At 67.9% G+C, this 22,602-nt stretch carries 24 protein-coding genes; 8 read left to right on the forward strand and 16 right to left on the reverse strand.

Annotation, left to right across the window (positions count from 1 at the left end):
- Positions 1–43: 43 nt before the first annotated feature.
- Together NS6_RS01945 and NS6_RS01950 are read left to right on the forward strand one after the other, a co-directional pair.
- Positions 44–751 (forward strand): SDR family oxidoreductase, encoded by a 708-nt coding sequence (locus NS6_RS01945; protein ID WP_068035605.1) that lies wholly within the window; start codon positions 44–46, stop codon positions 749–751.
- 43 nt (positions 752–794) lie between these two features.
- Positions 795–1,760 carry an ADP-ribosylglycohydrolase family protein gene (locus NS6_RS01950; protein ID WP_245669095.1) on the forward strand — a complete coding sequence of 322 codons (966 nt, stop codon included), beginning with the start codon at positions 795–797 and terminating at the stop codon, positions 1,758–1,760.
- Between the two features lie 307 nt (positions 1,761–2,067).
- Here the strand turns inward: NS6_RS01950 and NS6_RS01955 are convergent, their stop codons facing one another.
- From NS6_RS01955 to NS6_RS01975, 5 genes are all read right to left on the reverse strand, one after another.
- Entirely contained in the window at positions 2,068–2,832 is a 765-nt protein-coding gene (locus tag NS6_RS01955) for a crotonase/enoyl-CoA hydratase family protein (protein WP_068035608.1), read from the reverse strand.
- Between the two features lie 97 nt (positions 2,833–2,929).
- Positions 2,930–3,682, reverse strand: a complete 753-nt coding sequence (locus NS6_RS01960) for an SDR family NAD(P)-dependent oxidoreductase (RefSeq protein ID WP_068036071.1) — start codon at positions 3,680–3,682, stop codon at positions 2,930–2,932.
- 12 nt (positions 3,683–3,694) lie between these two features.
- Positions 3,695–4,525 (reverse strand): mycofactocin-coupled SDR family oxidoreductase, encoded by an 831-nt coding sequence (locus NS6_RS01965; RefSeq protein WP_068036073.1) that lies wholly within the window; start codon positions 4,523–4,525, stop codon positions 3,695–3,697.
- 20 nt (positions 4,526–4,545) lie between these two features.
- The gene (locus NS6_RS01970) at positions 4,546–5,427 is read right to left on the reverse strand and encodes a DUF6282 family protein (protein ID WP_068035610.1); all 882 of its coding nucleotides are present in this window, start codon (positions 5,425–5,427) and stop codon (positions 4,546–4,548) included.
- A complete protein-coding gene (locus NS6_RS01975; RefSeq protein ID WP_068035612.1) occupies positions 5,424–6,197 on the reverse strand; it encodes an SDR family NAD(P)-dependent oxidoreductase in 774 nt (257 codons plus the stop codon). Before NS6_RS01975 ends, NS6_RS01970 begins: the two co-directional genes overlap by 4 nt.
- A 138-nt stretch (positions 6,198–6,335) precedes the next feature.
- On the opposite strand from NS6_RS01975, the gene NS6_RS01980 reads away from it, so the two are divergent.
- The 3 genes from NS6_RS01980 (at position 6,336) to tnpB (ending at position 9,751) form a co-directional block, all read left to right on the forward strand.
- A complete protein-coding gene (locus NS6_RS01980; protein WP_068036075.1) occupies positions 6,336–7,568 on the forward strand; it encodes a cytochrome P450 in 1,233 nt (410 codons plus the stop codon).
- Positions 7,569–7,691: 123 nt separating this feature from the next.
- Positions 7,692–8,276 carry an IS607 family transposase gene (locus NS6_RS01985; RefSeq protein WP_068035613.1) on the forward strand — a complete coding sequence of 195 codons (585 nt, stop codon included), beginning with the start codon at positions 7,692–7,694 and terminating at the stop codon, positions 8,274–8,276.
- A 5-nt stretch (positions 8,277–8,281) separates the two neighbouring features.
- Complete coding sequence (gene tnpB, locus NS6_RS01990; RefSeq protein ID WP_068035615.1) at positions 8,282–9,751, forward strand: IS607 family element RNA-guided endonuclease TnpB; 1,470 nt, start codon at positions 8,282–8,284, stop codon at positions 9,749–9,751.
- Between the two features lie 40 nt (positions 9,752–9,791).
- On the opposite strand, the gene NS6_RS01995 is transcribed toward tnpB, so the two are convergent.
- The 4 genes from NS6_RS01995 to NS6_RS02010 all read right to left on the reverse strand — a co-directional run bounded on the left by NS6_RS01995 (position 9,792) and on the right by NS6_RS02010 (position 13,318).
- The gene (locus NS6_RS01995) at positions 9,792–9,992 is read right to left on the reverse strand and encodes a ferredoxin (RefSeq protein WP_068035617.1); all 201 of its coding nucleotides are present in this window, start codon (positions 9,990–9,992) and stop codon (positions 9,792–9,794) included.
- 137 nt (positions 9,993–10,129) lie between these two features.
- A complete protein-coding gene (locus NS6_RS02000; protein WP_068035619.1) occupies positions 10,130–11,569 on the reverse strand; it encodes an MFS transporter in 1,440 nt (479 codons plus the stop codon).
- A complete protein-coding gene (locus tag NS6_RS02005; RefSeq protein WP_068035621.1) occupies positions 11,569–12,600 on the reverse strand; it encodes an LLM class flavin-dependent oxidoreductase in 1,032 nt (343 codons plus the stop codon). Before NS6_RS02005 ends, NS6_RS02000 begins: the two co-directional genes overlap by 1 nt.
- A gap of 247 nt (positions 12,601–12,847) precedes the next feature.
- Positions 12,848–13,318 (reverse strand): nuclear transport factor 2 family protein, encoded by a 471-nt coding sequence (locus NS6_RS02010; RefSeq protein WP_068035623.1) that lies wholly within the window; start codon positions 13,316–13,318, stop codon positions 12,848–12,850.
- A 131-nt stretch (positions 13,319–13,449) separates the two neighbouring features.
- Between NS6_RS02010 and NS6_RS02015 the strand changes: the two genes are divergently transcribed.
- From NS6_RS02015 to NS6_RS02025, 3 genes are read left to right on the forward strand one after another with little or no spacing between them, the layout of a single operon-like run.
- On the forward strand, positions 13,450–14,181 hold the full coding sequence (locus NS6_RS02015) for a FadR/GntR family transcriptional regulator (RefSeq protein ID WP_068035625.1): 732 nt from the start codon (positions 13,450–13,452) through the stop codon (positions 14,179–14,181).
- Position 14,182: 1 nt separating this feature from the next.
- Complete coding sequence (locus NS6_RS02020; protein WP_068035627.1) at positions 14,183–14,605, forward strand: Zn-ribbon domain-containing OB-fold protein; 423 nt, start codon at positions 14,183–14,185, stop codon at positions 14,603–14,605.
- A 5-nt stretch (positions 14,606–14,610) separates the two neighbouring features.
- On the forward strand, positions 14,611–15,798 hold the full coding sequence (locus tag NS6_RS02025; protein ID WP_068035629.1) for a thiolase C-terminal domain-containing protein: 1,188 nt from the start codon (positions 14,611–14,613) through the stop codon (positions 15,796–15,798).
- Here NS6_RS02025 and NS6_RS02030 read toward each other — a convergent pair.
- The 7 genes from NS6_RS02030 to NS6_RS02060 all read right to left on the reverse strand — a co-directional run bounded on the left by NS6_RS02030 (position 15,782) and on the right by NS6_RS02060 (position 22,400).
- Entirely contained in the window at positions 15,782–16,585 is an 804-nt protein-coding gene (locus NS6_RS02030) for an SDR family NAD(P)-dependent oxidoreductase (RefSeq protein WP_068035631.1), read from the reverse strand. The genes NS6_RS02025 and NS6_RS02030 overlap by 17 nt on opposite strands.
- Positions 16,578–17,522 (reverse strand): zinc-binding dehydrogenase, encoded by a 945-nt coding sequence (locus NS6_RS02035; protein WP_068035633.1) that lies wholly within the window; start codon positions 17,520–17,522, stop codon positions 16,578–16,580. Before NS6_RS02035 ends, NS6_RS02030 begins: the two co-directional genes overlap by 8 nt.
- Before the next feature lie 101 nt (positions 17,523–17,623).
- Positions 17,624–18,244: a response regulator transcription factor gene (locus NS6_RS02040; RefSeq protein WP_068035635.1), complete on the reverse strand. Its 621-nt coding sequence runs from the start codon at positions 18,242–18,244 to the stop codon at positions 17,624–17,626.
- Complete coding sequence (locus NS6_RS02045) at positions 18,241–19,443, reverse strand: sensor histidine kinase (RefSeq protein ID WP_084470533.1); 1,203 nt, start codon at positions 19,441–19,443, stop codon at positions 18,241–18,243. Before NS6_RS02045 ends, NS6_RS02040 begins: the two co-directional genes overlap by 4 nt.
- Entirely contained in the window at positions 19,383–20,198 is an 816-nt protein-coding gene (locus tag NS6_RS02050; RefSeq protein ID WP_068035637.1) for an ABC transporter permease, read from the reverse strand. Before NS6_RS02050 ends, NS6_RS02045 begins: the two co-directional genes overlap by 61 nt.
- Complete coding sequence (locus NS6_RS02055; RefSeq protein WP_068036076.1) at positions 20,195–21,142, reverse strand: ABC transporter ATP-binding protein; 948 nt, start codon at positions 21,140–21,142, stop codon at positions 20,195–20,197. The genes NS6_RS02050 and NS6_RS02055 overlap by 4 nt, the downstream gene beginning before the upstream one ends.
- Before the next feature lie 391 nt (positions 21,143–21,533).
- Positions 21,534–22,400 carry a universal stress protein gene (locus NS6_RS02060; protein WP_068035639.1) on the reverse strand — a complete coding sequence of 289 codons (867 nt, stop codon included), beginning with the start codon at positions 22,398–22,400 and terminating at the stop codon, positions 21,534–21,536.
- Positions 22,401–22,602: the final 202 nt, after the last annotated feature.

A 22,602-nucleotide genomic window follows, 5' to 3' on the forward strand; every position in this document is an offset into this window, starting at 1 on the left:
GCGAACGTTATTCTCGGTCGCGGGGTGAATACGAGGAGCAGCGATGACAGAAACCGCAGTGATCACCGGGGCAGCGGGCGGAATCGGCGAGCACACCGCCCGGCGGCTGGCAGCCGATGGCGTCCGCTGCGTGCTGGTGGACCGTGACCCGCTCGTCCGGCAGATCGCCACGGAACTGGGCGGCGAGGCGATCGTCGGCGACCTCACCGATCCGGCCATCTCCCGGGCGGCCGTGGCCGCCGCCGGCGAACGGCTCGATCTGCTCGTCCTCAATGCCGGAACGAATTCGGTGGACAAGGATCCGGCAGACCTCGATCTGGACCGCTATCACGCAGTCGTGGGCGTCAACCAGCACGCCGTCGTCTGGGGTCTGCGCGCGGCGCTGCCGGTGATGCGCCGGCAGGGCGGCGGTTCCATCGTCGTCACCGCTTCGTATGCGGCGATCAAGGGCGTACCCCAGGACCCGATCTACACCATGACCAAACACGCGGTCATCGGCCTGGTGCGCGCACTGCACGGATCCCTTGCACGCGAGGGAATCCGGCTGAGCGCGGTATGCCCCGGACTGGTCGATACTCCGCTCACCGCGGGCGGGCGAGAGCGCTTCCGTGCGGCAGGGGTCCCGATGCTGGACGCGGACGAGGTGGCGGCCGCCGTCGAACAACTGCTCCGCGACGGGGATCCGGGCACGGAACTGGTTGTCGGTCCCGGTAAACCGCCTGTTCGATATACCGCCGCACCACTGCCCTGAGTCGCCGATATGCGCGAATCGGCGGAGGCTACGATCAGGCCCGATGTCTATCGACTTGATGCTCGACTCACTGGACGGCCTGTCCGTGGGGGATGCACTGGGGCAACAATTCCCGGTGATGCGCCGCTCACTGTCCGATCTCCGGGCCGGGAACCTCACCTCGGGGCCGTGGGGGTGGACCGACGATACCGAGATGGCGTGCAGTGTGGTCGCCGAACTGGGCGCCCACGGCACCATCGATCCGGATCGGCTCGCCGCCGCCTTCGCGCGGCGTTGCGATCCGGCCCGCGACTACGGCTTCTACTCGGTGGGCATCCTGCGCCGGATCCGCGAGGGCGTGCCGTGGCCGGAGGCGTCCGGATCCGTTTACGAGGGTCAGGGGTCCTGCGGTAACGGCGCCGCCATGCGCGTGGCACCCCTGGGCGCGTTCTACGCCGGGAATCCGGACCGGATCGTGGCCGAAGCAACCCGCTCGGCTCGGGTGACACATACGCATCCGGAGGGGGTGGCCGGCGCGGTCGCAGTGGCGCTGGCGGCAGGTGAGTCCGGCCGGACCCGGTCCACCGGGGTGTTACCGGCACCGGGCGAGTTCCTCACCGCTGTACTGGACCGCCTTGCCGACGGGGAAACGACCCGGTTGATCGGCCGGGCACGCACGCTGCTCGGCGCGCCGGTGGAGCAGGCCGCGGCGGAGCTGGGCAACGGTTCCCGGGTCACCGCGCAGAACACCGTGCCGTTCACGATGTGGGCCGCAGCAACATATCTCGGCAACTATCCCGCCGCGATCACAGCGTGTATCGAAGCCGACGGCGATATCGACACCACGAGCGCCATCGTCGGCGGAATCGTCGCCGCCTACACCGGCAAGGACTCCCCCACCGGGGTACCCGCGGCCTGGCTCTCCGCGCGCGAACCCTTGCCCCGCTGGCTGGACCCGGCGAGCCTGACATACGGGCGCCCGAAGTCCAGGTTGGGCCGGCTCGGCCGCTGGGTGACCGGAACCCGCTAGCGTCGACCGGCAGCCGTCCGCACCCGGTCTACTGCCGCTCGGCCCACCGCGGACTTGCCGTCCACCGCGGCGACCGGCAGCCTCAGCGGTTCAGGGCCTGCCACGGCGGCAGGTCATCGCATGCAACCGCCTATGGTCAGGGCGGCAACGAGCTCCGCCGGCACCAGCCTCTCCAGCCGGGCCGAATAAGCCCCGCCCCAGCGGTATCTGTGCGTCCGGCTGTCGCGAAGATCGGTCTCCGGCGGGCCCATTGCGTCGGTGATCCCTGATGGTCCACCGCACCCGAGGCGACCGCAGTTCCCGAGACCTACTCCCCGCGCCAGCGCGGGGGTCGCTTCTCCGCGAAGGCCCGGGCGCCTTCCTGCGCATCGGCCGAGGCGAATACCGGACCGGTGATCGCCCGTTGCTGTTCGAACATCTCGTCCTGCGACCAGTCCGCGCTCTCGCGGATCACCTTCTTGGAAGCCCGCACGGCGAGCGGCCCATTGGCCGCGATGGACCGGGCCAGGTCGAGCGCAGCCTCGAGCGCCTGCCCTTCGTCGGCCAGACGATTGACCAGCCCCAGGGCGAAGGCGCGTTCGGCGTCGAACAGCTCGCCGGTGAGCGCCAATTCGAGCGCCACGGCGGGCGGAATCCGGCGCGGCAGCCGCATCAGCCCGCCCGCCGCGGCTGCCAGCCCGCGTTTGACCTCGGGGATACCGAATTTCGCGGTCCGCGAGGCCACCACCAGATCCGCGGCGAGCACGGCTTCGCAGCCGCCCGCCAGCGCGTATCCCTCGACCGCGGCGATCAGCGGTTTCTCCGGCGGCGCCTCCACCAGGCCGAGGAACCCGCGCCCCGGGATCACCGGCGATTCGCCACGCAGGAACGCCTTGAGGTCCATCCCGGCACAGAATGTGCCGCCGGCCCCGGTGAGCACGGCGACCGTGAGGTCCGGACTGGAATCGAGTTCGGTCATCGCCGCGGCGACTGCCTCGGATACCGCGAGGTTCACCGCATTACGCGCCGCCGGCCGGTTGAGCGTGATGACGAGAATGCCGTCCTGCGCGTCGACCAGTACTTCTTCGCTCATTGCGGCTCCCTGCCCACCGGGCCGCGCCCGCCGCGGACTGCCCTGTCTCCGCGCAGGCCCATATCCGTCCTTCTCGATCGAGTTGTTCCGTTCCGGGTCATCGTGCGGTGAGCCCACCGTCGGCGGTGACGACCGAACCGGTGAGATAGGACGACTCCGCGGAAAGCAGGAAGGCGATCACGGCCGCCATCTCGTCCGGTTCGGCGCGGCGGCCCAGCGGGGTGGCCGCGACCGCATTGCTCGTCACGCCCTCCACCTCGCGGGCACGGCGGGCGAGCGGAGTGTCCACCACACCCGGGCACAGGCAGTTCGCCCGGATACCGCGATCCGCGTAGCCGACGGCGATCGACCGGGTCAGCCCGAGTACACCGCTCTTCGACGCGTCGTAACTACAGGTGTTGGTATTCGCGGAGACCAGCGACGCCACCGAACCGATCGTGACCACACTCGCGGCCCCTGCCTCGAGCAGGTGCGGCACCGCGGCACGGATCGTGAGGAAGGTTCCGGTGAGGTTGACCGCGATCACCGAATTCCAGTCCTCGAGCGACATTTCGTGCGGCAATCCGGAGCGGGCGATACCCGCGCAGGTCAGCACGCCGTCCAGCCCACCCAGATCCTGTGCCGCAGCGGCGACCGCGGCGGCGACGGACTGTTCGCTCGTGACATCGCATTCGACCGCCACCGCATTCCCCAGCTCGGGGACCAGGCTTTTCGCCGCATCGGTATCCAGGTCGAGGATGGCCACCGCGGCCCCTTCGGCGGACAGTCGCCGCGCTGCCGCGGCACCGATCCCGCCCGCTCCCCCGGTGATCAGGATCCGCCGGCCGGTCAGTCGTTTTACGTAGTCCATGGTCATCTCCGTTCAGCCGATCCGCCGGCCGGCATCGACCGGCAGGGATACGCCGGTGACGAAACGGGCTTCATCGGACGCCAGGTACAGCACAGCGTTGCTGATGTCCTCGGCTTCCACCCACCCCTGTCCGAGAACATCAGAACCGCGAGCACGTTCCCGCAGGTCCTCGGGGGTCGGGTTCTCCAGATCCGGGCAGAACACGCGGAGGGTGGACGTGCTGAACAGCATGTCCGTCGCCACATTGCCCGGATGGACCGCATTGACCCGGATGCCGTGGCGGCCCAGTTCCGCGGACAGCGTCGTCATCAATCCCACGACACCGCTCTTGGACGCGTTGTAATGCGCCACGTTCGCCGCGCCGACGAGGGTGACCACCGAGCTGGTCAGAATCACCGAGCCGCCCCGACCGGCCGAGATCATATGCGGCACGGCAGCTTTGACAGTGCGCCAGACACCTGTCATGTTGATGTCGACCATATCCTGCCATTCGGCATCGGTGAGGTCGAAGGTCGGGCGGCAACCGACCACACCGGCATTGGCGCTCACGATATCGATACCGCCCAGGCTTTCGAATGCCTCGGCGGCCACCTGATCGAGACCGGTCTGATCCCGCACATCGACCTGGCGGGCCAGTACCCGGCGCCCGAGATCGCTTACCAGTTTCTCGGTTTCGCGCAGATCCTCGATCGTGGCCATCGGATACTCGAGCGACGGTACGTCCGCGCAGGCGTCCACCGCGACGATATCGGCGCCTTCCTGCGCGAGCCGCACCGCATGCGAACGTCCCTGTCCGCGCGCCGCGCCCGTGATGAACGCGACCTTTCCGGAAACTCGTCCCATTCCGAGAACCTCCATGGTTGTCAGTCCAAACCCAGCAATCGCGCCGGGACTGCGCCGGCCATCAGCCGGAGTTCGCTTTCGGTGACGCCTTCGTCCCACAGCGCGTTGACGTATCCGCGCAAGCCCGCAGCGGGATGCGGCAGGGTGTCGGTCCAGCCGTAATCGGTGGAGACGATCGCGCGTTGCGGCCCGATCCGGCCGATGGCGGTGATCACCTGCTCGAATGTCGACGGTTTCCCCATACAGGTATGGGCGGCGAATTCGATCACGGCGCCGAGGTCGGCCAGCTCCACGACCTGGTCCACCGAGAGTCCCGGCCCGGCGCTGGCGTGCATCGCGTGCGTGACGACCAGGTTCCCGCGACCGGTGAACGCGCGGGCCACCGCATAGTGCTCGTCGACGGTGATATGCCCGGTGGCCAGCACCGCGCCGCTCGCCGCGACGAGATCCATGATCTCGCGCACCTCCGGCACCAGCTCACCGTCGGGACCCAGGACCGGAATCCCTTCCCGCACACCGAAAGCTGCTTCGACCGCCTGCGGGGTGTTCGATACCGACGACAACGTCGGCAGCCACACCACCTGCGCACCGGCCCGCAGCGCTGTTTCGACGGCCTGGGGGTTGAGCCCGCCGACCGGGTGATCGCAGCACATCCCGGCGATCGACAAGACGTCCGGCACCGCCTTGTTCGCCAGATCGGCGACCGCGGTGGACGGGAACTCGTGCGCTTTCAGCACGATCGCCCGCATCCCACCGGCCGCGGCTTCCCCGGCGGCCTCGATCGGGTCGACTGCGTGCGGGTGTTTCGCGAGTTTTTCGACCAGCGGCTCCGGGCCGAAATGGCAGTGCATATCGATGGCCCCGTCGAGCAGGACCGGTGCCGTACCGGAGTTGCGCGTCATTCGGCGGTGACACCTCCGTCGGCGAGGATCGCCTGCCCGGTCACATACGAGGCGTCGGGCGAGGCGAGGAACGCGACCACCGCGGCGATCTCGTCGGGTTCGCCGTATCGGCCGAGCGGCACGTTCAGCGGTTTCGACGGGTTGCGCACCGTGGCGGTGGTCGGCACGATCGCCGCGGTATTGGCGCCGAGGTTCGTCTTCACCGCGCCCGGGCATACGCTGTTGACCCGGATACCGTGCGGCGCGTATTCGATCGCGAGGGTCTGGGTGAGCATTTTGACCCCGCCCTTCGACGCACGATATGGCGCCAGACCGCCCTGCGTGGCGATGAACGACGAGGTCGATCCGCACGTCACGATAGATCCACCGCCGCGCCGCAGCATCGACGGCAGCGCCGCCTGAATCGTGAAGAACGTGCCGCTCAGGTTGATATCGAGCACTCCGCGCCAGTCTTCTTCGGAGAGCTCGTGGCTGTCGATCCGCGCACCGGACACTCCCGCGCCGGTGAATACCACACCGATTTCCCCGAATTCCGCGACGATTTCGGCCGTCACCGCGAGCATCCGCTCCCGGTCCCGCACATCGGCCCCGAACGCGGCGGCCCGCCCACCGGCCTCCCGGATCGCCGCGGCGGTCTCCTCCGCGGCCGCCGGGTGCAGATCGACCACGGCCACCGTTGCGCCCTCTGCTGCCAGCCTCCGGGCGGACGCCGCCCCGATGCCGGAACCCCCGCCGGTCACCACTGCCGTGTGGTCCTCGAGCCTGTGCACCTGCGGCCTCCTGCGGTCGATCGCCCTTGTAATTACTCGAATCATGCATATCATTACGAGCAAATGTCAACCCGTGACGCACGCCATAGCCACCACGTATTGCGCATTGGTAGTTGCGCTATTCGACAGGAGATGCCGATGACCCAGGTGACCGACGATTCCGGTACGACCCGCGACCTCGGCGGCTGTCCGGTGTTCCACACCGACTACCGCGCCGAAAGGCCCGCACTGGAAACTCAGCGGTTGCTCGACGCCGACCGGGAAGCTGCCCGGTTCGCCTGGAACGACTCCACCGAGGAGGGGTTCTGGGTACTGAACCGCTTCGACGATGTGCGCGAAGCCCTCCAGCGCGATACCGACTTCACCAACGACCAGGTCAGCGCGTTCCACCGCTCCCCGCCACGACAGTTGCTGCCGCAGAACCTCAACCAGCCGGAACATGCCGAGCTGCGGCGGATCCTGAACCCGTTCTTCGCACCCAAGCTGGTGCGGCGCATCGCCGACCAGGCACAGGACCGCGCCGTCGCGCTCGTCGACGAGATCGCGCCGCGGGGCGCCGAAGACATCGCGACCGGTTTCGGCATGGTCTACCCGACCGATTTGTTCCTGACACTGCTCGGGCTGCCGGTCGAGGACAGCGCGAAGCTGCTGCCCTGGGTGGAAGGTCAGTTCCTCGGCTTCTTCAACAGCGATCCGGAGTCCAAACGGGCCGCCGCGCAGACCCGGCGGGAACTCGACGCGTACTTCGGCGCGGCGATCGCCGAACGCCGCGCGGCACCCGGCGATCCGGCCACCGACCTCGTGACCCGGCTCGTCACCGCGGAATACCAGGGCGCCCCGATCCCGGATGACACCATCCTCGCCCTCTGCATGAGCATCATGGCGGCCGGGCTCGACACCACGCGCAGCGCGCTCGGCTACACATTCCTGCACATGGCCACGCACCCGCAGGACCGGCAGCGACTGCTCGACGAACCCGAGCTGTGGCCGAAGGCAATCGAGGAGATCCTCCGGCTCTACAGCCTGATCATCCAGGACGGCCGTGAGGCCGCCCGCGACCTCGACTTCCACGGTCTGCCGATCCGTAAGGGCGACCTGGTGTGGCTCGGACTGGCCGGGGCCAACCACGATCCCCGAATCTTCGAGGACCCGGACGTCTTCGATCCGGACCGGCCCAACCTCGGCCACCACCTCGGGTTCGGCGCGGGCCACCACCGCTGCCTCGGCATGCATCTGGCGCGCGCGGAACTGGTGGTCGCGCTCACCGAATGGCACCGCCGGATCCCGCACTACCGGCTCGCCGACGGCGTGGACTTGCGCGAGCGCGGTAGCCAGTTGCGGTTGCAGCAGGTCCCACTGGTCTGGGACTGACCGGACCACAGCCCGGCGGCCCGGCATCCTTCCCCAGGATGCCGGGCCGCCCTGTTCCCGTGGGGTTTGAACTGTTCTGCGTTTTGTGATTAAACGTGATCGAATGTGTGTTTATGTGAGTGTGTGAAGTTGGCTGAGTGGGCGCGGGTTAACGGTGTTCATCCGCAGACCGCGTACCGGTGGTTCCGGGAGGACCGGATGCCGGTAGCTGCTCGCCGTCTGGAGTCGGGGACGATCTGGGTGGATGCGGTACCGGCAGATGATGATGCAGCCCGGACGGTCGTGTACGTGCGGGTGTCGGCGCATGATCAGCGTGCCGATCTGGACCGGCAGATTGCGCGGATCACCGAGTGGGCCACTGTCAACGGACATTCCGTCGATGAGGTGGTGTGTGAGGTCGGGTCCGGGTTGAACGGGAAACGGCCGAAGTTGCGGCGCGTCTTGTCGGATCCGTCTGCGATGGTGGTCGTTGTGGAGCATCGTGATCGCCTGGCCCGTTTCGGAGTCGAGTACCTCGAAGCTGCCCTTGCCGCGCACGGACGCAAGGTCGTAGTCGTCGACCTGGGTGAGACAACCGATGATCTGGTGCGGGACATGATCGACGTGCTGACCTCCATGTGTGCCCGCTTGTACGGGCGCCGTGGTGCACGGAATCGGGCCATGCGGGCGATCACCGCCACCAAGCAAGCCGACGGCGCGGTGTCGTGATTCGAGTGACGCGATTCGAGATTCCGCAGGGGTGGGTGGTGCAGGCGTACCGGTTCGCGCTCGACCCCACCCCGGGCCAGAAGCAGGCGTTGGCTTCGCATGCGGGCGGCGGCCGGTTCGCGCACAACCACATGCTCGCTTTGGTGAAAGCGGTTATGGATCAACGGGCGGCCGAACGCAGCTACGGCATCACCGACGCCGAGCTGACGCCCTCACTGGGGTGGTCGCTGCCAGCGCTGCGTAAGACCTGGAACACCCGGAAAGGCGTGCATGCGCCGTGGTGGGGCGAGAATTCGAAGGAGGCCTACAACACCGGTCTCGACGGCCTGGCCCGTGGCTTGGATGCCTGGGCGAAGTCCCGTAAGGGTGAGCGGGCAGGTAAAACAGTCGGGTTCCCGAGGTTCAAGACCGCCCGGGCGCGGCGCAGTGTCCGGTTCACCACCGGAACCATTCGCGTCGAACCGGATCGGCACCACGTCACCCTGCCGCGGGTGGGCACCATCCGCAGCCACGAGTCCACTCGCAAACTTGCCCGCAGAATCGAGGCCGGGACTGCACGCATCCTGTCCGCCACAGTGTCCCAGGACTCGTCGACGCGGTGGTACTGCTCGTTCCAGACCCTCGTGGCGGCCGACGCCAAAACTCGACCCGCCCACACGCGACGGTCACCGCATCCGGTGGTCGGTGTCGATGTCGGGGTGAAGGCCGACAGCCTCCTCGTCGTCGCCACCGCGAGCGGGGCCGAAGTCACGCGTGTGCCGGCACCGAAGTCGTTGACCACCGCGCAGACCAGGCTGCGGGTGTTGCAACGCAAGGCCGCCCGCCGTCGCGGCCCCTACGACCAGTCGACGAGGATAAGGCAGCATCCGTCGAAGCGGTGGCGCCGCACCCAGGCCCGGATCGGGAAAACCCATGCCCGGGCGGCGAACGTGCGCCGGAATGTGTTGCACAAGGCCACCACCGAACTCGCCCGACAGCATCAGGTGATCGTGGTGGAGACGTTGAATGCGTCCGGTATGCGTAGCAAGGGCGGCGCATACAAGCGGGGTCTCAACCGGGCGTTGTCCGATGCCGCGCTCGCCGAGATCCGCCATATGCTGAGCTACAAAACCTGCTGGTATGGCTCCACGTTGGTGGCGGCCGACCGGTATTATCCGAGTTCGAAGTTGTGTTCGGGGTGTGGTGGGCGAAAGCCAAACCTGACCCTCGCCGAACGCACCTATCAGTGTGAACGCTGCGGCTTGTCGATCGACAGGGATCGTAATGCCGCGGTCAACCTCGCCCGGCTCGGCGAAACCCACAAGTTGGGTGAACAGAGTCCCGCCGACAGTGGGTCGGTGGCAGGACGTGGAGCTACCCGTGAGTCCGAGCCTGCGCGAGCAGGCCAGGCAGGAGGCTGTGAAACGTCAACCCGGCACAACCCACATCGGGTTGATCAGACCGGGACCGTCGTCTCGCAAGGGACGGCTGCCTGATGAGAGAGCATGCTCACGATTGCTCACCAAAAGGCAACGGTTACGACTCGCGGACGACGATGGCCGTCTCGGGACATGCCTGCGCCGCGGCTTCCGCCTCTGTGGTCAACCCGCCGGGGACTTCCCAGGTTTGCCCGCGCTCGACCACGAATCCTTCGTCGTCATCGGTCAGCAGTCGCTCCGCCACGGCATAACACCGGCCGTGCCCCATACAGCGGCCCGCTTCGATCGAAATGAACATCGACTTCCTCACCCTTCTTCCGGATCTGCCCCGCCCCGTCCGGCCAGGACTGGAGCAGACGCGGCTTCGAAATATCAGGCGGGCAACAACACCGGCCGCGCCCGGCGCAACTCACCCGCAGCACTTGGCGCCAGACTTCAGATCGCCTCATCAGTGGCGGACTTGGGAGCCCGGATGAGCGCGACGAGTAGCAGGCCGACCACCGAAACCCCGGCTCCGATCAGCCAGCCGAGCTGGAAGCTGTGCTCGGCGGGGACTTCCGCCTGACCGATCCTGATCACCTCGGCCGTGAGCACTCCGCTGATCGCCGCACTGCCGATGGCACCGCCGAGCGGCGCGCTGATCTGGCCGATACTCGCCGCCGTGGCGACCTCGTCGGCGCGCAGGGCAGTAATGAAGGTCAGGTAGGCGCTGGCCGAGGCGAGCCCGTAGGAGAGACCGACAATGACCGGCCACACCCACAGCTGCCATGCCGAATCGTGAACGAACGCCAGCAGCAGCATCCCGATCGTGCACCCGGTGAACGCCAGCAGGCACATCACCCGCGCGGGCACGAACCGGCTGAGCCGCCCGGCCGAGGCGCTGCCCACGACGATCCCGATGCAGAACATCAGCATCAGCAGGCCGCTGGTCAGGGCGCTGTACCCGAAACCGAAGCCGGCCGACGCCGGGGTTTCGGTGAATTTCGGCAGGGTAAAATTCATGATCCAGGCGAGCATTCCGGCCAGGAAGAACACCAGCCAGCCGCGGAGGAAATTCATATTCCGCAGCGCCTTGGTGTTCACCAGCGGCGCCGGCACCCGCGATTCGACAACCCACCAGGCCGCCACCGCCACAATGCCGCACAGCAACGGGACCAGCACCGCCGGCGATGTCCAGCCCCACTGCGAGCCCATGCTGAGCGGCACCAGGATCAGGGCGAGAGCGGCGGTCAGCAACAGCCCGCCGAACCAGTCGACCCGCCCGCGGCCCGGTCCGTCCTGGCGCGGGATGGTGGCGAGCGCGCCGGCGATCCCGATGATGCCGAGCACCGCGAGGACGCCGAACACCGCCCGCCAATCGACCTGCACGGTATCGGTCAGCAGTCCGCCGACGGCGAACGACAGCCCGGCCGCGACCCCTTCAGCAGCCGCGATCCAGGACAGTACGACGGTCAACGTCCGGCCGGACAGGTTGGCCCGGGCGATCGCCAGCGCGAGCGCGATCGCACCCAGGGTGAACCCGCCGATGAACCGGCCGACCAGCAATACCGTCATATTCGGGGCGACCGCCCCGAGAATGCTGCCGAAAGTCAGCAGACCCATCGTCACCACCGTGGTGCGCCGCTGCCCGAACAGCGACGCGACCGGTGGGAGCAGGGCGGTGCCGATCGCGCCGCTGAGCGAACCGATGATGACGACCCAGTTGAGCAGGCCGCCGGTCGCCCCGAATTCCGCCCCGATCTGGCCGAGTAGCTTGAGCGGGATGGTCATTACCAGGGTGGCCAGGATGACGCAGTAGCCGATCATCACGACCAGTCCGCGCGGCATTGCGGCCGGCGCGTCACTGTGGTGCGAACCCTTGATGGTTGTGGTCATCACGCCGCCTCTCCGGTGCGTTCCTGGGCCGCCGGGCGATACCCGAGCGTGACGAGTCGCGGCAGGACATCGGTTTCGAACAGGCGCAGACTGCGCCACCCCGCCTCCAGCGGCAGCCCGCCCATCAGCGGCTGGAACACCAATTCCGTGTCCGGGCCCAGCTTCTCGCACAGCGCTACGCATTCATCGGGCGTGACCACGCGAATATTCGGGTCCGTCTGCAAGTCGGCCAATCCCGCGGCGGGGCGGTAGGCGGTGGTGCCCACGCCGCGCTCCCGCGCCCAGTTCGCGTTGGCGTTCGTCGTGTACAGCACATGCGGTGCGACGGTTTCCCAGTCGCGCGCCGGATCGTCGGAGACGAACAGGAACAGCGGGCCGCTCACCGGACCGCGCGGGGGTACCGGTTCACCGAGACGTTTGCGCTCGGTGGCATAGATTTCGTACAGCCGGTCCTTTTCGGAACCGGCCGGGCGGTACCCGTCGCCGATCCGGGCCGCGCGGATCGCCGAGGCCTCGGCCGAACCACCGATGTAGAGCTCCGGTCCCGCGGGGCGCGCGGGCCGGGGCCGGACCAGCACCCGTTCGCCACGGAATTCGAACTCCTCACCGGTCCACGCCTGCCGCAGCACCTCGACGATTTCCTCGAGGCGCTGTACGCGCCGGCGGCGGTCGACACCGAACATCCGGTATTCGCCGTCGCGGTAGCCGAGACCGAGCGTCACCTCGAGCCGCCCACCGCCGACCAGGTCCAGCGCGGCGAGATCTTCGGCCAGCCGCAGCGGGTGGTGCAGCACCGCGACGAGCGCGGACAGATGCACCCGCAGCCGGCGGGTCCGGCCGAGTATCGCCGAGCCCAGGATCATCGGCGCCGCACAGTAGCCGTCGTCGGCGCCGTGATGTTCGGCGAGGTACACCGTTTCGAATCCGAGTTCGTCCGCCCAGGCGGCGTGGTCGAGCGCCGCGGTGTACTGCTCGGGACTGCCCACCCCGATATCGGGCGCCCGCATGTCATAGCGTAAGGCCAGCTTCACGTCGCACTCCGTTCAATTGCAGGGCGGCACCGGTTTTCGCGATTGCCGCCCTGGCGGCCGGCAGTGGAACCGGCCTTCACTCTTCCTCGCCCCCGGATCCGCCCCGACGCGGCAGATCCAGGAGGACCATAGCAACCATGCGCATGATTATGAAGGAAAATGACATTCTCGACCGCCGGAGCCGCTCTTCGGGGCCGTAGGTCAGGCGAGCCCGCAGACCGGTGCGTCACCGGCACCTCGACCCGACTCAGCGAACAACAGGCTCACCCGACCACCCCCTCACCAGGTCGGTGCTCATTTCGACCACCACGACCTTCTCCACGAACCGCGGCCGGTCGCTGCCGACATCCACGAGATCGTCGTAGCTCCCCCATCCAAGGACCAAACGCCCGGCCCCGGTCCCGGTGAAGAAGAACTGGGATTGCACCCGCACCCTGGAATCGCCACGCCAGGCGGTACGCACATTGGCAATGAAATGGCGTTTCACCGACGGATCGGCGGCGAATGCCGATTCGAAGAATTTCCGGATCTCCGCGACCCCACGGGCGGTCCGCGAGGGCGTGGTGAGCACGGCATCGGGCGCGAACAGCGCCGTCACGGTCTCGGGGTCCGGGTCGTCGAGCGTTCGCGCGTAGGCATGCACGTGGTCGCGGGCGATCTCGATCGCCTGCAGCCTGCGCACGTGTTCGCGCAGTTCGGCCAGTTCACCGTCGCTCATGACCGCCTCCTCGTGATCATCCGGTCGCCACGAACTCGCCACGAACCCCTGGCGCTAATCCCTGCACATGAATAGCATTGAATGTAGGGTGTGGGAACAGCAAGCACAAGAGCCACGTCAGGGGAGAACAGATGACCGCTACCGAACGACCGAAGAAGACTGCGCTGCTCGTGGCACAGCGCATCGTCGAGGACATCAACCGTCGGGGTAACCAGGCCGGGGATCGCTTGCCCCCGGAGAAAGCCATGCTGGAGGCCTACGATGTCGGCCGCGGGACCCTCCGCGAATCACTGCGGTTCCTCGAACTCCAGGGCGTCATCACGCTCAAGCCCGGCCCCAGCGGCGGCCCGATCCTGCAACAGCCCGACAGCTCCGCACTGGCCACCTCGCTGAGCTTGCTGCTGCAGTTCCAGCAGGCCCCGTTCCAGACGGTGATCGAGACCCGCGCGGCGCTGGAGCCCCATATGGCCCGGCTGGCCGCTGAGCGGATGGACGAGAAGGATATCGCGACGCTGATCGAGATCGTGGAGCTCGAACAGGAGAACCTGAACGACCACACGGGATTCCTCAGCCAGACCCGGCGCTTCCACACCGCCGTGGCCCAGGGTTCCGGAAACCTCGTCTTCGCCTCGCTGTTCATCGCGCTGTTCGACATTCTCGACGGCGCCGCGGTCGGCGTCGAATATCCGGACCGGCAGCGGAAGCTGACCGTCGAGATCCATTCCTCCATCGCCACCGCGATCTCCGAACGCGATCTCGACCGCGCCGAGGAACTGATGACCACACATATGCAGGCGCTGGCCGGCTACACCAAGAAGAACTACGCCGAGGCGCTGGCGGCGACCGTGACCTGGAAGATGTGAGATGACACCAGCAACCACCCGCCCGGTGCCCTTCCCCGACGATGTGACCGAAGGCTTCTGGGACAGCATCCGCGCGCATACGCTCAGCATTCAGCGGTGCGCCCGGTGTTCGCGGTTCAACCACGCCCCGAGCCTGACGTGTCCCGCCTGCGGTAGCGAGGACCTCCGCTACGAGCCGGTCTCCGGCCGCGGAACAGTGCACAGCTACACCGTTCTGGAGGACCCCCCGGGCCCCGGTTTCGCGACGCTGGTGCCGCTCGTGGTCGTCGTCGTGGAACTGGTGGAACAGACCGGACTGCTGATGGTGGCCAACCTGCTCGGCGCCGGCCCGGCCGAGGTGCGGATCGGCGCCGAGGTCGAAGTGAGTTTCGAAGAGGTCTCCGAGGACTGCGTGTTACCGCAGTTCCGGCCGGCGGGAGGGTGAGAGATATGTGGGAACTGCGGGACAAGGTCGCCGTCGCGGGCGTCGGGTACAGCGAGCTCGGGCGGCGTCTGCCGCGCACGCTGGCCGCGCTCACAGTGGAGGCGTGCGATCGCGCGCTGGCCGATGCCGGCCTCGAGCGCTCGGATGTGGACGGTGTCGCGACCTCCCCGTCCATGCCGCGCTACGGCGGAACGAAAGGCACCGGCGAGGGTATCGACGTCGTCACGCCGTATCACCTGCCGCAACTGCTGGGGATCACACCGGGGATCACCTGGACCGGATCCACCAACGGCATGGTGACGCAGAGCCTGATGGATGCGGCGATGGCGATCCACTCCGGGGCGTGCACGCATGCGCTCGTCTACCGGTCGCTGCACGTCCCCAAGGGTAAGTACGTCAACTACGACAGCATGGTTGCCGCCGGGCCGGATCAGTTCCAGGCACCGTTCGGCTTCAGCAACCCCCCGGCCTGGGCGGCGACCGTACTGCGCCGGTACCTCGACCTGAACGGATTCACCCGGGCGGATCTGGCGCCGTTCCTGGTCGCCAACCGGGACAACGCGCAGAAGAACCCCCACGCGTACTGGCGGGGTCGCACCCTGTCGGCCGCGGATTATCTGAACGCCCGGATGATTGCCGATCCGATGTCCATTCTGGACTGTGATATTCCCGTCGACGGCGCGGTCGCGCTCCTGCTCACCTCGACAGAACGGGCGCGGGATCTGCAGCAGCCGCCTGCCCTGCTCACCGGGTTCGCCGCCGGCACTCACACCGCGCCGACCGGTGCGGTGATGACCCTCGAAGCTCTCGTCGAGGGCGCCGAACAGATCGCGCAGACCCTGTGGCGCACCAGCGGACTCGGGCCGTCCGATATCGACAATGCCCAGCTGTACGACGGATTCAGCGTTTTCGTCTACACCTGGCTCGAAGGTATGGGTTTCGTCGGCCGCGGCGAGGCCGTCCCGTTCACGCGGGACGGGCATACGACCCTGACCGGGAAGCTGCCGGTCAATACCGGCGGCGGCGCGCTCGGCGAAGGCCGGCTGCACGGTATGACACACCTCGCCGAAGCGGTACTGCAGGTCACCGGCCGCGGCGGGGAACGCCAAGTGCCCGAGGCGTCGCGGGCGCTGGCCACCGTCTCCAACGGACTGGCCAAGTCGGCCGCGTTCGTCTTCAGCCGGGACCGCTGAACCTCCGGGCTCCGGGCCCGGCGAACTTCTCCTTCGCGAAGCTCGCCGGGCCCGGAGCGTGGGTGTACCCGGCGTCCGCGAACAGCTCCGTACCGGTGATGAACGCGGAGTCCGCGCCCGCCAGGAACGACACCGCACCGGCCACATCCCCGGGCGCGCCCGGACGGCCGACGAGCGGACTGGGCGCCATCGCCTGGGTGGCCGCGGCGAGATCGGCCGGACCACCGGCGAGGACGGCAGCGGTCATCGGGGAGACGATCGCGCCCGGGACAACAGAATTGACCCGGATTCCGTATTCGCGTACCTCGGCGGCGACCGCGCGCACCAGCCCGGCGGCACCGGCTTTGGTCGCGCTGTAGACATGCGGGCCCACTCCGCCGACGACCCCGCCCGGGCTGGCGGTAACGATGATCGAACCGCGCCGGCGGGGCCGCATCACCCGGACCGCGTGCTTGAGGCATAGCAGGGTGCCGCGCAGGTTGACCGCGATCGTCCGGTCCGCTTCCGCGGTATCGGTCTGCTCGATGGGACCGAGCGCACCGAAGATCCCGGCGTTGGCGAAGAACACGTCCACGGCTCCGGCCCGGTCCACCAGGGCTTCGATATCGGCCTCACGGGTCACATCGGTGGGCACGAACTCACCGCCCAGCCGCCGCGCGAGCGCCCGGCCCGGTTCCGCCTGCACATCGGCGACCAGAACCCGGAACCCGTCGGCGGCCAGGCGTTCGGCGCAGGCCGCCCCGATTCCGCTCGCGCCGCCGGTGACGATCGCGACCGGTTCAGTCATAGACGGCCACCAGCCGGCCGTCGACTTCGCCCCGGCGCAGCCGTTCCAGACCCGCGGGGATCTCGTCGAAGGTGATCGGCACGACCTGGGGTTTCAGCTCCCCGGCGGCGACCAGGTCGTAGACGGCCGCGATATCGGCCACCGAACCGCCGCGTGATCCGATGAGCGTGATCTGTTTGAAAATCAATGTGCCGGTGGAGATCTCGGCTGTCAGTTCACCCATCCCCACCTGCACGACGGTACCGAACTCGCGCACGGTCTCGATGGCGGCGGCCGTGGTGGTGCCGAAGCCGGCGAAATCGACGATCAGGTCGAGATTCTCCCCGGCGAAATCCGTGATATCGCCGGATACTGCCTGCGCGCCCAGCTCTTTCGCCAGCGGCCACAGGGATTGTTTCTTCTCCGCGACGAAGACAGTGGCCCCTTTCACCACCGCGACCCGGGCCGCCACCTGGCCGAGCCCGCCGAGGCCGATGATCCCGACCTTGTCGCCTGCCCGCACACCGCCACGGCGCACCAGGGCATGGTAGGCCGCGCAGCCGGCATCGGTGCCGAGTGCGGCCTGTTCGAACCCGACTCCCTCGGGTATGCGCACCAGGTCTTCGGGTAACGCGGTGCACTGGAAGGCATACCCGCCGTCGCGACCCTGCCCCGGCCGAGTCCGCCCGGCCGCGAAAACACCGACACGGTCGCCGGGCACATACCCCTCGACACCCGCGCCGACCTCGGTGATCACCCCGGCGACCTCGTGTCCGAGTGTCAACGGGAAGGGCCCGATCCGCTCCGTCCACTTCGGCTCGTGCAGGATCCCGACATCGGTATGACAGAGCCCGGCCGCCTTGATCTCGATCAATACCTCCCCCGCCACCGGCCGCGGCTCCGGTACCTCCCGGAGCGCGAGCGGAGTTCCTACGCGCTCGAACTGCCAAGCCCTCATAGTTGCCTCCCGATTCCCCGTGGTCCGCTCCACAGCCTGATATCTATGAGCATAATTATCTTCAATATAAGGAGGTAACGGCGATGGGGCAAGGACTCGGCTCAGATCCAGCCCTTCTCTCGCGCCTTCACCGCTGCCTCATAGCGGTTGGACACCCCGAGTTTGGCCATGGCCGCGGACAGATAATTGCGAGTGGTACCCGGCGACAGGTGGGCGCGGCGCGCGATCTCATCGACGGAGGCGCCGTCTGCGGCGTATTCGAGAACATCCGCCTCACGAGCGGTCAGGACCGTATCACCGGCGCTGATGGCCTCCGCGGCCAATTCCGGATCCACGTATCGGCCGCCGCTGTGGACAGTTCGGATAACCTCCGCGAGGGTGCCAGCCGAGGTCGTCTTCGACAGGAAACCACGTACTCCGCCGGCCAGTGCCCGCTTGAGATATCCGGGGCGGCCGTGGCTGGTGACGATCACGGTGCCCGCTCCCGGGGTGAGGCGCAGAAGCTCCCCGGCGGTCGCGATACCGTCCAAACCGGGCATCTGCAGATCGATGACAGCAACCCCGACCGGATCCCCGTCCTCGCAGCGCCGGCGCCAGGCGGCAATGAGTTCCGCACCGGAGCCGACGTGCCCGACGACCTCGAGATCGGCTTCCAAATCGAGCATCATCGCCAGCGCCACGCGGATCAGCGTCTCGTCGTCGGCCAGAAAAACGGGGATCACTTCTTCTCCCAATGGATTTCGAGAACGAACTCGCCGGAGTCCAGGCCGGTTTCCAGAGTTGCGCCGACGAATTCGAGCCGTTCGGCGAGACCACGCAAACCCGACCGCTCGCCCAGCGTGGTATGTGGCCGGTTATTGCGCAACGACATTCCCGCCGTCCCGAGCGTCAGCGTCGCCGAGGTAGCGGCGGAATGCTCGACGATATTCGTCGTCCCCTCACGCACCACCCATGCGGCAACCTCGTGATAGCGCACAGGCACAGCGGCAGGATCGCCTTCGACAACGAGTGCACACTCCACCGCGGACAGCAGCGACCGCGCACCCGCCACCTCCTCTTTCAGGTCGATATCCCGGTATCCGCGCACCAGCGCGCGCATCTGCCCCATCGACTCGACAGCCAGGGACCGCACGCTGTCCATTTCGCCGGCCGCCCGGCCGGTTTCACCGGCCTTCGAGAGCGCCACCGCCAATTCGCTTTTCACCGCGATCGCCGAAAACCCGCGACCGACGACATCGTGCAGATCGCGGGCGAATCGCAATCTCTCCTGCACTACCTTCAGTTCGGCCTCGACATCCTTCGCCCGCTCCAACTCGTCGACCATCCGGATCCCCCATATGCTGATCAGCATTGTCCCGAGGACGAAAGCGCCACCGAAGAAGGTCACCGCGCTCACCGAGGCGACAAAGGCCGGTGCCGGACTCGGCGTCACACCGGTGGCCAACGCCAGTGCCGCCAGAATCCACCACTTGTACCGGACATACGGGATAACTGCGAAGGCGGCCAGCAGCACGGTGCTGATGCAGACCGCCCGGGCGCCGGCGAGGGCCGTGTCCCCTGCCCCGGTGAGTGCGGGCACGACTGCATAGAGAACCCACACCGCCCCCAGCACCACCGCGGCGATGCGGAACATCCACTGCCGGGCGGATACCGTTGCCCAGGTTGCGAATTCGGGGCGCGCCTCGGTCGCTGTGACCGCCGCGACCCCGGCTAACACCATACCGGCGGCCGGAATCGGTCCCGGCACGACGAAGACCATCGCCAGGACGATCCCCAGGACCGACCCCTGCAGCGATACCCGCATGTACAGCCTGAACTTGGCCGGCCCCGGCAGTGCACGCCACCATGCGGCCACCAGGTTCACCCGCGGTCGTCCCAGCGGAAACTCCTGCGAGTCAGCACGAGCGCCAGGACCGTCCATATCGCCAGTGTCGCAAACGGCCGGCCCAGCGCGGTGAAGGTACCCGCGAAGTCGAGCACCGGATCGTCGGCGGAACCGGTAGCGGGCCGGCCGGCGGCGCCGAGGAACACGAGATCGGATACGGCAGCGAACGGGGTCCAATCGGCCAGGGCGGCCAGCCGGTCCGGCAGCATTCCACGGATCGAGCCGAGACCCAGCATCGCGATCGTCATCACCGGCAGCGAGGTGATCTGGGCCGCTTCGGCGTTCTTCGTCACGACACTGGTGGCCAGCGCAAGCAGCGTGAACAGGACGATCCCGCCCGCCAGCGCGAGGACGATCGCGAACGGATTCACCGGCGCGGGGGCACCGGTACCGTAGATCACCGCGGCAACGACGACCGTACAGAACAGTGTCACGAGGGCACCGGGAACGCCCGGTGCGGTCTGGATCTCCCAATCGGCGGCCTCGCCTGTCCGCAGGCGTTTCAGGACCCCCTCGCCGCGCCGGGTCGTCACCATGGACAGCACCGAGTAGTACTGCATGAACAGCAGCGCCAGCAGGGCGAACAGCTCGAACGCCGTCGCGGCCATCGCCGCCGTGGGTTCGGTATCTCTGCGGGAGACAAAGTACAGGGCCAGCGGGAGCCCGATCGGAAAGACTGTCGCCGTGTAGACCAGCGTCTTGTTCCGGCGGAACTGCAGATACTCGGCCCTTGCGAGTGATCTCAGCGGGCGGCGGCGAAAACCGGTGGGCGGCGTCGCGGTGATGGTCATCGGGCAGCTCCGATCAGTTGCGGCTCATCCGCCGATCCGCCCGCGGATTCGGCGGCGATATCGAGGAATACCGATTCGAGTGAGGCGGCACGGGCATCCAGACCCGCCAGGCGGATACCGTGATCACCAGCCCAGCCGAGAAGTTCGAGCAGATGCCCCTGGAGGTCGTGGGTGCTGACGGTGACCCGCTCCCGCGCATCGACGACAGCAGCCGGTAGCGGAGGTAGTGGCAATCCAGGATGGTCGAAGACGATCCGGGCGGGATGGCCGTCGACGATATCGCGCAAGGTTCCGCGGCGCGCAATCGTGCCACTGTGCATGATCGCGATGCGGTCGGCCAGCTCCTCCGCCTCGTCCAAGTAGTGCGTCGTCAGCACCATCGTCACGCCCGCCGCCTTCAGATCCGCGAGCAACTGCCAGGTGGCGCGGCGGCTCTCGGGATCGAGACCGGTGGTCGGTTCGTCGAGGAACAGCAAACGCGGCTGCCCCAGCAGTGCACAGGCCATATCGACGCGGCGGCGCTCACCGCCGGAAAGCGAGCCGACCCGCACATCGGTGCGGCCGGTGAGCCCGACCTGCGCGAGGACAACATCGGCGGTGGTCGGGGCAGTGCAGGTACCGCGCCACATCTCGAGTGTCTCGCCGACGGTCAGTTCGGCCGGTAGCCCGCCGGATTGCAGCATGATTCCGACCTGCGCGCGAACCTGCGCGCGGTCGCGCCGCGGATCCAGCCCGAACACTCGCACGTCCCCGGCGGACGGTGCGGTGAGCCCCTCCAGTATGTCGAGGGTCGAGGTCTTCCCGGCACCGTTGGTACCCAGCAGCGCGAACACCTCCCCCTCGGCAACGTCGATATCCACGCCGCGGACCGCCTCGAACGCGTCTTTGCCCTGGCCGTAGGTCCGGCGCAGACCACGCGCGCTGATGACATCGTTTGCCGGTATCGGTGCGGCGGCGGGCCGCACAACCGCAGGGTCTTCATGGGGCCGCTCAGCACGTGCGTCCGGCGATCCGTACTCCGTTCTGTTCATACCTCCCACCCTCACGGAGACAGCCGGTCACCAGTAGTAATGCCAGTCATCGATCCGCGATGAACAGCTCATGGGTAGCTACTGACAAATGTCATGACCGGCAGCCCTCACTCGGCTCGGGCGCGCCGGATCGGCGTCGAGGGCCCGCCGGACGGCGATCTGTCGTGTTCCTCGATGGCCGAGCCCGGGCGGCCGAGGCGTCGCGAGGACGAAATCCGGGATCCGCTACCGGCGAGCGGACCCGGTGAGGCCCGGGTCCGGACCCATCCGGCCGATGCCCTGGGCCGGGCACCGGGCCCCGCTCTCAGTTGCGGGCGCGGGCGATGAGGAGAGGCACCCGGGTGCCGTGCAGCACCGCTTGGCCGACCGACCCGAGCGTCATACCCGCGAAACCACCGCGGCCGTGACTCCCGACGACGATGAGCTGAGCGTTCTCCGATTCGGCGAGGATACGGCGGGCGGGCCGATCCTCGGCCACGACAGCGGTGACCGGTACATCGGGGTAGCGTTCGGCCTGGCCGGCCAGGCTCTCGGCCTGCACCGCGCGGGCTTCTTCTTGCATTTCGTCGCGGGAGATATAGCGGAACGATTCCGACCAGGTGGTCACCGCGATCACCCCGACGTACCCGCGGGCAGCTTCCTCGAACGCGATATCGACGGCTTCCTGACCGCGCGGTGAGCCGTCCACACCGACGACCACCGGGCGCTGCCCGAGATCCCGGGCGGGTTCCTCGGTATCGGGGATCACCGCCACCGGGCAGTGGGCGTGGCGGGCAAGTGAAGTACTCACGGAGCCGAGCAGGAGCCGGCCGAGGGTGCCGAGGCCGCGGGTACCCGCGACGACCATGCGGGCGCCCGCGGAGAGGTCGATCAGGACTGTGGTGGGCCCGAGGTCGGCGACGGTGGTGGTGATCTCGAGATCGGCCGCAGTTTCGCGGGCGGTCTCTTCGGCCGCGGCGAGGATCGTCTCACCATCTGCGCGTAGCGCCGCATTGTCCAACCCGACGACACTGATCTCCGGACCGAAGGTGGCAGGGGCGCCGATCGCGTGCACGAGGTGGAGGGGGCAACGGTGCAGCGCCGCGCGGCGGGCCGCCCAGCGCAGCGCGTCCAGGGAGGTGGTCGAACCATCGATACCGACGATGATCGGCGGTTCGGAATGTGTGGCCATATCGGATTGCCTCTCGCCTCGCCCTGCTCGGTGCGGCGGAATCGCGGGGCCGCGTCGTCCTCCGTCGAGGATAGGTCGGCGCCGCGACCCCGGACACGCAAGGACCGGACCCGTGTCCGGGTTGTGGCGCAATCGCGACCGCACCGGCTTCGCCGTGAGACACACACGAACGGGCCGGCCCGTTCGCGGACCGGCCCGGTTC

The sequence above is a fragment of the Nocardia speluncae NBRC 108251 genome (assembly GCF_001613245.1).
GTDB lineage: Bacteria > Actinomycetota > Actinomycetes > Mycobacteriales > Mycobacteriaceae > Nocardia > Nocardia speluncae.